The organism is Brevibacillus sp. SIMBA_040, from assembly GCF_046535075.1.
Classification (GTDB): Bacteria; Bacillota; Bacilli; order Brevibacillales; family Brevibacillaceae; genus Brevibacillus.
In genome coordinates, this window is the sequence record NZ_JAWRXI010000027.1 from 26,077 (window position 1) to 38,939 (window position 12,863).

A 12,863-nucleotide genomic window follows, 5' to 3' on the forward strand; every position below is an offset into this window, starting at 1 on the left:
GAAAAAGCGTCGTTCTCTTTTTTTATGTTGGTCACACATACTAATGTTCGAATTATGGCGAGTGTAATTGAAATCATCAGATTGGCATTTAATAAAACAGAACAAAACACGAACATTATCAAATTAACATTTGAAAAAGATCGGTTTTTGTGTTAATTTAACACTTGTGAAAAATGATCGTTCAAAATGATTTTTGAAATGAAGGAGAAGAGAAACATGGAATGGAAAGACATCATTGCGGCTCTCAGTGTCGTATTAAACGGCCTGCCGCAAGGTCTGCTTGCGCTATCTTTGGGCTTTGCATCTGTACCTACTGCCTTGGCTTTCCTTGTTGGTGCGGCTGGTAATGCCCTCACTGGCTCAGTGGCAGTCGTGTCCTATCAGGCGGAGACGATTGCTCTGGCTGGAACGATTGGCAAAAGCATGAGAGAAAGACTGTCGATGATTTTTGTTGGCGGAATTATTATGACGATTATTGGTTTGTTCGGCTTTTTGGAGAAAATCGTAGACTTCATTGGCCCGGTTATTACGAACGGGATGATGGCGGGCGTAGGGATCATGTTGGCACGCGTGTCCTGGGACATGGCCCGGAACAACATGCCTGTCGGTGCTACCTCGATGGCTACAGGCTTGCTCACGTATTTCATGACCAAGGATTTGGTTTATACCGTTACTGTATCTGTGCTGGTATCCAGTGTCGTAGCGATTGTGCTGAAGCAAGACGGTGCGATCAAGCCACTCGCTAATGATCGCCTCGTGCTACAAAAGCTGACGTTTTCCCCGGCTATTCTGCGTGGAGCGATGGCGATGGTCTGCTTGAACATCGGTGCAAATATCGCTTTTGGCCAAATTAATGGGGAGATTGCGAAATCGGATGTAAACATTGATACACTCAGTGTCATTAGCAGCGTAGCGGATATGGTGTCAGCCTTGTTCGGGGGTGCCCCGGTAGAAGCGATTATTTCTGCGACTGCTGGCGCGCCAAATCCGGTAGCTTCTGGGGTATTGATGATGGTACTGATGGCTGCAATCCTGTTCGCTGGTTTGCTGCCAAAGATCGGCCGCTATATTCCGAGTGAATCGATTTCCGGATTTTTGTTTGTGCTCGGGGCTATTGTAACTGTGCCTGGAAACGCTACTGCTGCCCTGACCTCAGGAGATCCTTCGTCTGGACTGGTTGGGGGCATGACCATGGTGGTTACAGCGATTTCCGATCCGTTCTTCGGAATGCTGGCAGGCTTGCTGATGAGAGTATTGATAAGCTTCTTTGGAATGTAGAATGGAAACAGGAGGGAGTACCATGGAAAAAACGTATTCGCTAGAAGTAGCAGGAGTGACACGTGAACTTCCGATCATGCCGATTGCAGATAATTTGAGCATCGCCAGCTTCGTCATTTTAGGAGACACTGAGCTCGTAACAGCCGCTGCTCCACTGCTAGCTGAAAAGCTGCCAGAGGTAGACGTACTAATTACCGCTGAAGCAAAAGGCATTCCCCTCATTTTCGAGGTTTCGCGTGTGCTTCACATGAAAAAATACTATGTAGCGCGGAAGAGCACCAAGCCGTACATGGATGCGCCGCTGATTAACGAAGTAGAGTCGATCACCACACAGAAAAAACAAATCCTTTGTCTCGATGGGGCAGATGCCAGAGAGATCGCGGGCAAGCGGGTTGCGATCATCGATGACGTGATCAGCACAGGCAAATCGTTGCAGGCGATTGAGGATCTGGTCGTACAGGCGGGCGGCAATGTTGTTGCGAGAGCAGCTATCTTGGCTGAGGGCGACGCTGCCAAGCGTACCGACATCTTGTTTTTGCAGGAGCTTCCACTGTTCCCACATGAGTAACGATCAAAATAAAACTCCCCTTCTGAATGCTCGGAAGGGGAGTTTTTCGCAATTATTTCAAGAGATAGACCGCTCGGGAAGCCACAATCCCCTTCGCATTCTTATCCTCAATCTTTTGCTCCACAAACGGAATCCCTGCTTCCTGCAGGCGGATGCGGATCGCAGTAAAGTGATGAAAATCTACCGTCAGCGTCTTGTTGCTATTCTTGATATCCTGTAGCTGCTGCTTCGCATAGCCATTGATGATTACCTGCCCTACAGTATGTGCTGTACCGACAAGCAGCATGTTTACTGTCAGGACCACAACCATCGCTGTAGTTATCGTGCGGGTCAGGCGTTTGTCAGCTCCCCAGCCAGCAATCGCAATCAGAAGGGGAATCAGCCATAGCTGTGGAACATAACGTGCCCACCAGCTCTCGGGATTGACGATCACCGTAAGCAGCAGGAGTGCGCTGATAACCAAGAACGGCTTTGACTTCGCTCTGTCAGTCGTAAGCAGCAAAAATAGTAGCAAGCAGCTGAGGAGCAGAACCCCGCCAAAAAGAGGTCCCATTCCGGAAACACGCACATCCGGTCCGTAAAATACCATTAGTTCATCAAGCGTAACGGTAAACGGCCATTTGAAGGTGGTGTCATTCGGCGTTGCGATGTTTGCAGACTTGCTAAACAGAGAAGTCCCCAGCTTTTGCAGCGCATTGATCTCTTTAAAATTATGAGGGCTGTTCGAGGTCATGATATCGACCGCGCCTTTTCCCGACAGTGGATAAAAAGGATGCCCTTTGGAAAGCGTGTTGGTGACGTACGGATTGAAGCCGACGATCACCACGGTGATAAGCAAGCTGACGGAGAGCCATCCAAGCAGGCTCTTCCATTTTCTTTGGCGATCGTAGAAAAAGAAGAGAACCAATAGCCCGCACCCAAGCAACACAGCGTACACCAAAGCAGTAAACTTGATTTGGGCGAGCAGCATGAGTGCTGCGCAAAGCGTCAATAAAACCCAGCTGCGGTAATTCTTAAATAGCAAGTAACCAAGCGCACAAATGATGAGGATGAGCGATCCGAGCTGACCATCGATATAGTAGGAGGTCGCCTGTGTTACGACAACAGGGTTGAAAGCAGCCAAGAGTGAGACGAGCACTGCTCTCCCCTTTTTGGTAGGAAAGGCTGTCAGCATGGCAGCTACGCTAAGGAAAAAGGAAGCTGCAAGCAAGAGCAGGTTAAACATTTTTCCGATTTCAATCTGATCGGTCAGCTTGTACATGACCGCATCGAGCATCCACGGTCCTTTGGCGTAATGATTAATCCAGAGATGAAAAGCAGTCAAAATTTCTTTGTTGTCCATTTGCTCGATCGCCTTGGTGCTGACTGGGGCGACCGGGCTGTCATGAACCGGGTTCCAGCCTTCCTTTAACAGGATAATCGCTTCCTGATGATACGTTTGTCCGTCAAAGGAGAGATCAAACGTATTTGCACTGATGTACCAGCTGACTCCGACAATCACAGCTAAACCAACGAGAAGTGAGCCGAGCCAAGCAACATACCGAGCCTCTACGAGCTTCATCAGTCCGCCAACGAGGCAAGCCAGTGCAGCGATTGCCGCTAGCCAAAAGCTGATGGCGGATACGGAGATCCCAAACAAAAACAAAATCGATGTGCTAAGCACGATGCCTGCCACAAACAACAGCAAGGTCATCCCTATTAAAAATGAATACGTGCCTGTACGGCTTTTCATATGCTTTGTCTCCTGTCTACGTGCCGAGAATTCCAGGGATAAGCTGAGACAGCAGATGGAGCAGTGTTGCGAGCAGGATGCCGAGAACCAGTCCTCCGGCAATTTCCCAACGTGTATGTCCCATGCTTTCGCGGAAAGGCTTTGCTCCAGCCCCATCCGGGCGTTTGTCTGCAAGCTGATTAAGCGCCGCAGCATGCTTTCCCACCGCCCTGCGCAAACCAGTCGCATCAATGATGATAATAAAGGTCACGGCCACACCAAGTCCGAATATCGGGTGCGTAAACCCTTCCTGCAAGCCAATCAGAAAAACAGTCGTCACCATAACGGTGGTATGTGTACTGGGAAAGCCCCCATTGCCGACCATTTTTCTGGCTTCTTTACCGAAGCGCAGGTAGTTAATCAAAAACTTGGTTACGCCTGACACGAACCAGCCAATAAACGGCGCCAATGCATATAACATGATAAAACTCCTTTAGTGGGTATTACGATTGGGCAATGACGATGACGCCAACGACGATGATTGCTAGACCAGCCATTCGCGTAAGGGAGATCGGTTCTTGAAAAATGAGAAACGAGAGGCCGGCAACGAGTACATATCCCAAAGCAGCCATCGGATACGCATAGGAAAGCTGTACTTTTTCCAGTGCTGCAATCCAAATAAACGCAGAAATTCCGTACAGCGCAAGGCCCGCCATGATCGGCAGATTCGTAAAGTAGTGCAGAAACTTCATCAACAGCATTTCATTTTTTCCGCCCAGCGAGGATGCGCCCATCTTCATGGCAATTTGCCCGCATGCACTGAGAACCACGGAGATGATGATAAGAACGAGTGATGGCATAGCTAGATCCACAACCTATCTGTGCAATTATGTTTCAAAAACGTAAATAATTCCTGCTACCGTGATGACATAAAGCAACACGGTAATGAGAATCGGCTTGTCCTGAATTAATACTTTTTCAGGGCTGCCTCCTTTGTCCGTGATCGTAATTAAATAGAGATAGCGGAATATACCAAAGATCACAAAAGGAATCGTCCACATCAGCTGAATGGTACGACCCGATGTAAAGGTAAACAAAGAGTAGCTAATGATCGTCGCCGAGGTGACAATTGTATTGAGCTGATTCAACAATTCCGACGAATAGCTGTCCAGCACTTTGCGATGCGTTCCTTTTTCCGTCTGCAGCAGGTGAAGCTCATGACGCCTTTTACTGATGGCGAGGAACAGCGCGAGCAGCATCGTGCATAGCAAAAACCACGGAGTAAACGGTGTTTGAATCATGAGACTGCCACCAATGGCGCGTAGTACAAATCCTGCAGAGATAATCATGACGTCCAAAATGACGACATGCTTCAGCTTCAGTGAATAGGCGATGTTAATCAAAAAATAAATCGTTAGTACAACTCCAAACAGTAGATCAAAATAAAATGCGGAAACGAGCGAACCCGTTAGCAGGACGACACCAAATCCGAGGGCCAAATAAGGCGGCAAGGCTCCTGAAGCCATCGGCCGGAACTGCTTTTCAGGATGATTGCGATCGTTTTTGATATCGACAAAGTCATTTAGAATATAGACACAGCCCGATACAAAACAAAAAAGCAAGAAGGCGACTGTCGATTCAACGATCAACCCGGGACTTACTTTGTGGAGGGAAAATAGCAATGCGGCAAAAACGAGTAAATTTTTGGTCCATTGATGTGGCCGAAGTTGGCGAATTAAGAGAAATACGATATTATGCGCGGCCGGTGATTTGGCTTTGACGTCTACTTTAACAGAATTAGATGTTGCCCCCATATGTCGCTCCAATCAATAAGAATCTTGTCCGTAAAGAATGACGGAAAATGTAAAAAGAATGTTACACCTGATATATGGTAACACAAAATGTCGACCAGAAAAGAGTGGCAAAAAGGATTCATCTAAAATAACTAAACTTCCATAAATGGCAGAATCATGAAAAACGCAGCTGTATGCATCAAACATGCACGAGCTGCGTTTTTGTTTTGAGATTGAATTTAGTTAATCTGCGGAATCGGTTTGACGGTCTTTTTCCGCGTAGTAAAGAAGAAGTTGAAAATGACAATGGCCAGTACAATAATCTGTGGTACTGTCGTTTCCCAGTTTGCGTAGATGCCCAGAGTAGGTATGTGCACCAAGAAATCAGAGCTGTGCGCCGAGAGATGTCCTGTAACCTGAAGCGCATGTACACTGACGCCCACAAATTTAAAGGCCATATAGTAAAGCAAAAGACCAGCAACGAGAAAAAACGGGCGAACCGGAATCCGTGTGCTAAGTCGGATGATGGCGTAGCCGATCACGGCCAGGACGACGAGAGCTCCGACAATCCCTACAAGCAGATCGGTCATCGAGATCGTAGCTGCCATCCCCATGTAAAAGATGATCGTTTCCGCGCCTTCGCGGACAACAGCGAGAAAGGCGGTAAATGAGAGCGACCACAGGGCTCCTTTTGCCAAGGAAGCACCAATGGACTGTTCGACAAAGCGGTTCCATGCCTGTAGGTTCGATTTTCTGTGCAGCCAGGCGCCGATTGTGATCATGAACAAGACAGCGATGAGTCCAGTCACACCCTCGATTGTTTCACGCGAGCTGCCGGTCGACAGGTTGGAAAAGACGATACTTAGGACTACGGCCAGGATAGCAGAAGCGACAATGCCAACAGCTGCACCAGACCAAATCCATTTGCGTTTGTGAGCATTGCCCGATTTGTTCAGGAAGGTGAGCAGCGACACAATAATTAAGATGGCTTCGAGACCTTCACGAAATAAAATCAGTCCGGCATCCCACGCGGTGTAGGAGGAAGCTGTCGCGTACGGCTCCAGCTCTGTTTTCATCTCTGCGAGCAAACCTGCTGCCTTTTCCCACTTCGGTGGATTGGACAATATCAAGGTCGGAATGGAAACCATTTTCGCTTCGACACTGCTATACGTTTCAGGTGACTTGGTCATCACGACGCCCTCTACAGATGGCCATGTGGAAATAAAGGTGTCCATTTTGCTTGAAGCGCTATCGGCATCCTGGTTGGCAAGATCAGCCTCGACGGATTCCAATAGCTGCAAGAGCGAAGAAATCGATGGCTGGTCCGCAGACACGGGAGCTGTTTCAGCGTTTTGGACGGCTTTTCCGGAAAGGTAGTCCTCGACGGCTGTGAGCAGTGCTTGCATCTTTTCCGTACTTTTTTGCTGATTGGGCGGCTCCGTGTTCAGAGCAATCCGAGCTCCACTGATTTTGATTTCCATATCGCCGTACACAGCAGCGTTTTCATTGCGGACAAGGCCCTCTGCCTTGTACCACCCTGTAACAAAGCTGTTGTAGGCTTGCTTTGCTTCATCCCAATTTTGCTTGGTGATAGCCGTCATGCTTTTTTGCAGGTGGGGAAGCAGTGCCGCAATTTGCTTATGGGCTTTTTCCTTTGGCAGTCCCGTGTCTTCCTTAGCTGTTACATAGCGGTCTGCTGCTTTAGCCAGTTTGGAAATGGCAGTGCTAGCAGCCTGTGGATTTGCAGTTACTTCTAGGAGGGCCTGCTGCGCATCGGAAATTGCCGTTCCCAGAGTCGTAGCTTCCGCAGAAGTGTCGTCTGTAATCTGGTCCCACAGTGTTTTCATATCGGCTACAGCTTGCCCTGCTTCGTCCCAATTTTGGTCTCCGCTGCTAATCAAAGCGTCACTGGACAGGGCGATCAGTTGTTTAAGCTGATCGGGCTGCAGAGATGCAGCCAGAGCAGCCTGCAGGCCGGACGTCACCAGCAGGAAGCACATACAGATGATGAACAAATAGCGTTTCAAGGTGTGTTCACTCCATCCCCGATTGTGGGTTTAAAATAACGTGTCGCCAATGTATCCGCCCTCGCTTGCACCAGGCAAGCATGCGTACAGGCCACTGCCAACATGAGTGATGTATTCATTGAGCTGATCGACAGTTGCCAGCTTTTGCTGCATCGGTATGAACTGCTTGCGCGGATCACGGTTAAAGCAGATGAACAATAGTCCGGCGTCGAGCTGTCCTGTTTTGACGTCCATCCCACTGGAGTAGGAGTAGCCACGGCGAAGAATTTTTACTTTGCCTTCCATGTGTGCGAGCGCAACGTGAGAAGTGGCTGGAATGACTGGCTTTCCGGCAGAGTCTTTTCGATCCAGCTCAAGCTCGTCGAATTCACCTGATTTGCCAAGCGGTGCGCCAGACTGGCGATGTCTGCCAAATGTGCTTTCCTGATCGTCCAGAGAGGAGCGGTCCCAGACCTCGATCCTCATACGAATCCGCCGCATCACCATGTAGCTGCCGCCTGCCATCCAGGCTGGATTATCTTCAGACTGTGCCCATACAATTTCGTCAGCTACCTTGGCGTCGCTGACTTGCGGATTGTTGGAACCATCCTTGAAGCCCATGAGATTGCGTGGAGTCGAACCAGAAGGATCTGCAGCGCTGGTACGCTGAAAACCATCCTGCAGCCAGTGCAATACTGCTTTTCCACGAGCAATTCGTGCCAGATTGCGCAATGCATGAAAAGCAACCTGCGGATCGTTGGCACAGACCTGTACGACAATATCTCCGCCAGACCATTCCTTGCGAATCTCGTCACTGTTAAAGCGCGGTAAATCTACCAATGGAGCAGGCCGCTTGGCAGCCAGACCAAAGCGCTCATCAAAAAAGCTGGCACCAAGGCCAAAGGTAATCGTCATACGCATGGAACCAAGCCCCATGCTCTCTCCTGTATCTACTGGCGGGAGGTGAGGGTTTTCGCTCTCATCGTCGACGCTCTTGCCTTCTGTTAGGCGCGCCGCTGCGCTCGTCCAGCTCTGAAACAGCTTGCGTACATCATCAATGGAAGTCGTTGTTAAATCAAAAGCACCCATGCAAATAAAATCCTGCATAGGTGTAGTGATACCCGACTGATGCTTTCCATAAAAGGGAATAGTCCCATCAACAGACGATGGAGCAGGGGGAGTCTGCTTTGCTGTGGATGTGGCTGGAAGAAAGGTCTTCATTCCCCCAGCCCCCAGCAGCAAACCAATTCCGCCGACCCCTGCAAGCTTCAGAGCGTCCCGACGAGTCATTTTCTTGTTGGCGGCTTCCTCGAGACGTTTTGTATCCATCCTAGTTATCCCCCTACGATTGTTCCCATTTTGGACAATGGTTCAGCCAAGGCATCGATTGCCTGGCTCAGCTTTTTCACCTGGTCTTCCTTCAGCTCGGTGTACAGAACATAACCACCGTCTTTCCGATAAGGTGCGAGAGCCTTGTCGAGATCGCTGAAGCGTGTCTCGATTTCTTTTGCGAGTGCTGCATCCTTCGCTTCTACGGAAGATTTGAGAACCTTAAAGATTTCATTGGCACCCTCAACGTTAGCAGCGAAGTCATATAGGTCGGTGTGAGAATAACGCTCTTCTTCACCGGTTACTTTGCTGGAGGAAACCTCGTTTAATAGTTCGACTGCCCCAGTAACGAGCATTTTAACATCAATCTCTACGCCCTCTACCTTCACGCGCAACTGTTTCACGTCTTGAAGGAGCTGGTCAGCTACTTTTTCTTGGTCAGCAACGGACTTTGTTTCCCACAAAGCTTTTTCTAGCTTGTGGTAGCCGCGCCATTCGTTATCAGGGACATCGCCTTCGCGGGCGTCAATCCACGGGTCAAAATCGCCAAGAGATTCCGCAATCGGTTCGATTTTTTCAAAGTAGGTGCGCGCTGGAGCGTACTCTTTTTTTGCCTTTTCGATATCTCCGGCTTTGACTGCATTAGTGAAGCTTTCTGTTGCTTTCACAAATTGGTCTGTCTGGGAGATTACCCATTTTTGATATTCATCAATAGAGGCTTGCAGCTCAGGACTAACTGCAGCTGACGTAGCAGGCTGTTCAGTAGTGGCAGGCTTGTCAGGCTGCGCTGCTTCCGGTTTTTTCTCTTCTTTTTGTGTTTCTGTATTTCCGCATGCGGATAGTAGCAGGGAAGAAGTCAGTACCACTGCTGAGAATGGATAAACCCAATGCTTACTCATTTTGAAAACATCCCCTTATAACATATAAGTGCTTGTTTATATATCGAGAATAAAAATCATTATCAGTCAGAAATTAACTTACTCCTTTCTTGGAAGGTTTGCAATCTTTTTTTGGAAAAGGATTTGATGATATTTTTGGAAACCTAAAAATGGCGTAAAAACAGAAAAAACCGTCGAAATGCGACGGCTTTTAATCGGTAGGTCTGCTGGCTTGGGGTGTTGGTTTGCCTTGTTGTCATGCGGGTGCTAGTTATTGAGCAGAATAGCCGCCATCTACTGGTAGTTCAATGCCGGTAATAAAAGAAGAAGCGTCGGAAGCCAGGAACAGCACCCCTTCGGCTACATCGCGAGCTTTGCCCAGACGAGGCAGCGGAGTGAGGGAGCGGAACCATTGATTCATTTGGTCGTTTTCAAACATATCCGTTGTCATCGGGGTTTCAATGAAGCCTGGATGAACGGAGTTGACGCGAATGTTTTCCTTTGCATATTGAATGGCGGTTCCTTTGGTCAGCAGGCGAACGCCACCTTTGGATGCGGTGTAGGCACTTGCGCCGCTTCCGCCTGTCAGGCCTGCGATGGAGGAGATGTTAACGATCGAGCCGCCCTTGTTTTCCAGCATGACCGGGATGACATGCTTCATCCCGAGGAAGGTGCCTGTCAGGTTGATGTCCATTGTGCGATTCCAGCTTTCGAGTGTGGATTCATGCAGGGGAGTCGCTGAGCTTGGAATACCTGCGTTGTTCACGAGGACATCTACTTTTCCGTAAGCCTTCACAGCTTGTTCTACTATTTGTACCCAGTTTTCCTCGGAAGTGACGTTGTGGAACAATCCAATCGCCTCGCCGCCTTGCTCCTTGATTTCAGCTACGACCTGATTCACTTTTTCTTCCTGAATGTCGGTAACGACGACTTTAGCGCCTTCCTGGGCAAAAAGCAGTGCTTCCTCTTTGCCCATGCCGCTACCTGCCCCTGTAATAATCGCAACTTTATTTTGCAGACGTTTCATATGATATCTCTCCTTTTTCGGTCGTTTAGTTGGCCTTGCGTATTTGCCAGTGAGAGGAAATCAGGCACGGTAGGGTTTCCTATATAATGTCCACCCTCGACCTGAATGGTTTGACCTGTAATGAATTTCGCTTCATCGGAAGCCAAAAAGAGTACCGTATAGCCGATATCTTCCGGCTCGCCATGATAAGGCAGTGCATTGTACTTGGAGAAAATGTCCATTACCTCAGGTGAAATATGAGCCTTGGCAGCCGGGGTCAAGATCAGTCCAGGTGCTACGGCATTACAGCGGATGCGCTGGTGTCCATATTGGGTCGCCACGTATCTGGTCAGATTAACTACGGCTGCCTTGGTTGCACCATAAGCAGTACGAACGGCATCCCCGGCAAAGGCTGCCATCGATGCTGTGTTGATAATAGAGCCACCGCCTGCTGCAATCATGTGGGGAATGGCGTACTTGCAGCCGAGCATCACGCTTTTTGTGTTCACATTCATCTGCCTGTCCCATTCCTCGATATCCAGATTAACGACATCCAAATCCTTTTGCGGATTGTTTCCGCCCACGTTGTTTACGAGAATATGCAGGGAGCCGAATTTCTTCGGCAACCTTTTGAGCGGCTTCGAGGTTGAAATCAGCGACGACCACCTTTGCGCCTTCACTTGCGAGCAGCTTGGAAGAAGCAAGACCAATGCCGGAAGCACCTCCGGTTACGATCGCTTCTTTGTCACGTACACGGTTCATTGCTACGTCTCCTTTCAGAAGGAATACTGTAAGTATAAAAGGTGACGTAACGTCACTATCAAGAGCGACAAGACAGTCACCTTTTCCTTTTAGTAAAAGAAAGCAAGTTCCACAGCCAGACGAAGAGGAGCAGTACGAGGGGTTGAGGTTATCTAGAAGCTTGTGTAAACTGTTCCTAATTGAGAATCGTCGTATTAAGTGAGCAAAGAGGGCGTAGCGAATGGCGAGGCAAAAATTACATATAGATGAGCTTTATGAGGTGACGGGTAAAATCCTGATTGAAAAAGGTTACGCGGGCTTTCACTTCAAATTGGTGTCTGATCAACTAAATGTGAGCCGAAGCACGATTTACGAATACTTTTCCAATAAGGATGAGCTGATTGCGTCCTTGATGGTTCATCTGATGGATACGATTATGGCGGAATATGAGGGCTTGGAGCATGTCGAGACTCCCATGCAAAAGCTCCGGCACATTTTTGATTCATTTATGAAGTACGCGCATATCCACCAAATTTTGTTGTTTGCGCCGTTCGTAAACGGGGACGCGTCAGACAATGTTAAAAAGTCGATGGCGACATTGCGGCAGCAGCATCATACGTTGAATCGGATGCTGACGGATGTGATTGAAACCTGCAAAGAAGTCGGCTCGATACGTGCGGATGTCCCGAGTTCACTTGTGGCCAGCCTGTTGTTTCAAGCCATCCAAATCCCAAAAAGCCGTGAGACCTCTGAGACGGATTGGAACAGCCTGATTTTTAACGTGCTATTGGAAGGCTATGGGGTGCCAAACGGTCATAATGCTGCTACAACGTAGAAATTGACACTAGTGTCGAGAGTGTGGTAATTGCACTGACATTCGTGTCTTTATTTTTTTTATTCGATCCGACACAAGTGTCAGTGAAAAATTTTTTATACAGGACAAAGTTGACACAAGTAGGACATAGACTTTTGAGGAAGGAATCCTATACTTTACATATATAAAATGAAGCATATCCTGCAAAAGATGTCGAAATGAACAAGTTATTTCGGGAGATGAGCTGTTCAGGCCGCTCGCCGTAACGATCATTTCCGGCCTCTTTTTCTCAACCATGTTTACGCTGGTCGTTGTCCCGTCGTTCTACACCGTCATGGAGCAAAGGCGAATGAAGAAAAAAGCGAAGCGGAATCAAAAGCTGGCGAAAAAATAAGTGGATAATAAGGATGATGAAAGAAGTCTGGACAAAACAATGTCCGGGTTTTTTATTTATCAATAATATAATTCTATTAAATGTCCGGCAGAGTTCACTCCAAGATTCCCGCCTGATTCTCCCTCAAAAAGGACCTGAGGTGCGAGCACCAAAGCTCGCTGAGGAAACCGGAGAAAAAAGCGAAGCTCTTTGGAACACAGCCGAAGCGCAATGAAAAAAGCGAAACACGATTTTAAGCGTCCACCCCTGAAAAACTTCTCGAATCAGCTACTTTGGACGCGGTTTCGCTTTTTTCATGGAGCTGTGCAGGTATGACCTCCCAGCAAGTGTTCCAAGAAGCTGGAG

Annotated in this window: 12 protein-coding genes and 1 pseudogene; 4 read left to right on the top strand and 9 right to left on the bottom strand. The window is 48.3% G+C overall.

Going from position 1 to position 12,863, the window contains the following annotated elements:
• Positions 1–216 precede the first annotated feature (216 nt).
• Both SB752_RS29445 and SB752_RS29450 read left to right on the top strand, forming a co-directional pair.
• Positions 217–1,278 carry an NCS2 family permease gene (locus SB752_RS29445; protein WP_410719015.1) on the top strand — a complete coding sequence of 354 codons (1,062 nt, stop codon included), beginning with the start codon at positions 217–219 and terminating at the stop codon, positions 1,276–1,278.
• A gap of 22 nt (positions 1,279–1,300) precedes the next feature.
• The gene (locus tag SB752_RS29450; protein WP_410719016.1) at positions 1,301–1,846 is read left to right on the top strand and encodes a phosphoribosyltransferase family protein; all 546 of its coding nucleotides are present in this window, start codon (positions 1,301–1,303) and stop codon (positions 1,844–1,846) included.
• Positions 1,847–1,898: 52 nt separating this feature from the next.
• Here the strand turns inward: SB752_RS29450 and SB752_RS29455 are convergent, their stop codons facing one another.
• The 9 genes and pseudogenes from SB752_RS29455 to SB752_RS29495 all read right to left on the bottom strand — a co-directional run bounded on the left by SB752_RS29455 (position 1,899) and on the right by SB752_RS29495 (position 11,331).
• Positions 1,899–3,578, bottom strand: coding sequence for a hypothetical protein (locus tag SB752_RS29455; protein WP_410719017.1), 1,680 nt, complete (start codon positions 3,576–3,578; stop codon positions 1,899–1,901).
• A gap of 16 nt (positions 3,579–3,594) precedes the next feature.
• Positions 3,595–4,038 carry a divergent PAP2 family protein gene (locus SB752_RS29460; protein WP_410719018.1) on the bottom strand — a complete coding sequence of 148 codons (444 nt, stop codon included), beginning with the start codon at positions 4,036–4,038 and terminating at the stop codon, positions 3,595–3,597.
• Positions 4,039–4,060: 22 nt separating this feature from the next.
• Positions 4,061–4,417: an SMR family transporter gene (locus tag SB752_RS29465; protein WP_410719019.1), complete on the bottom strand. Its 357-nt coding sequence runs from the start codon at positions 4,415–4,417 to the stop codon at positions 4,061–4,063.
• A gap of 27 nt (positions 4,418–4,444) precedes the next feature.
• The gene (locus tag SB752_RS29470) at positions 4,445–5,371 is read right to left on the bottom strand and encodes a decaprenyl-phosphate phosphoribosyltransferase (RefSeq protein WP_410719020.1); all 927 of its coding nucleotides are present in this window, start codon (positions 5,369–5,371) and stop codon (positions 4,445–4,447) included.
• 218 nt (positions 5,372–5,589) lie between these two features.
• Positions 5,590–7,377, bottom strand: a complete 1,788-nt coding sequence (locus SB752_RS29475; RefSeq protein WP_410719021.1) for an FTR1 family iron permease — start codon at positions 7,375–7,377, stop codon at positions 5,590–5,592.
• Between the two features lie 30 nt (positions 7,378–7,407).
• Positions 7,408–8,685 (bottom strand): iron uptake transporter deferrochelatase/peroxidase subunit, encoded by a 1,278-nt coding sequence (gene efeB / locus SB752_RS29480; RefSeq protein ID WP_410719022.1) that lies wholly within the window; start codon positions 8,683–8,685, stop codon positions 7,408–7,410.
• A gap of 5 nt (positions 8,686–8,690) precedes the next feature.
• Positions 8,691–9,584, bottom strand: a complete 894-nt coding sequence (efeO, locus tag SB752_RS29485) for an iron uptake system protein EfeO (protein WP_410719023.1) — start codon at positions 9,582–9,584, stop codon at positions 8,691–8,693.
• A 250-nt stretch (positions 9,585–9,834) separates the two neighbouring features.
• Positions 9,835–10,590, bottom strand: a complete 756-nt coding sequence (locus SB752_RS29490) for an SDR family NAD(P)-dependent oxidoreductase (protein WP_410719024.1) — start codon at positions 10,588–10,590, stop codon at positions 9,835–9,837.
• Positions 10,587–11,331: pseudogene (locus SB752_RS29495) on the bottom strand (SDR family NAD(P)-dependent oxidoreductase). Before SB752_RS29495 ends, SB752_RS29490 begins: the two are co-directional and overlap by 4 nt.
• Before the next feature lie 220 nt (positions 11,332–11,551).
• Here SB752_RS29495 and SB752_RS29500 point away from each other — a divergent pair.
• Together SB752_RS29500 and SB752_RS29505 are read left to right on the top strand one after the other, a co-directional pair.
• Complete coding sequence (locus SB752_RS29500) at positions 11,552–12,145, top strand: TetR/AcrR family transcriptional regulator (RefSeq protein ID WP_410719025.1); 594 nt, start codon at positions 11,552–11,554, stop codon at positions 12,143–12,145.
• 386 nt (positions 12,146–12,531) lie between these two features.
• Positions 12,532–12,732: a hypothetical protein gene (locus SB752_RS29505; RefSeq protein WP_410719026.1), complete on the top strand. Its 201-nt coding sequence runs from the start codon at positions 12,532–12,534 to the stop codon at positions 12,730–12,732.
• The last annotated feature ends 131 nt before the right edge of the window (positions 12,733–12,863 follow it).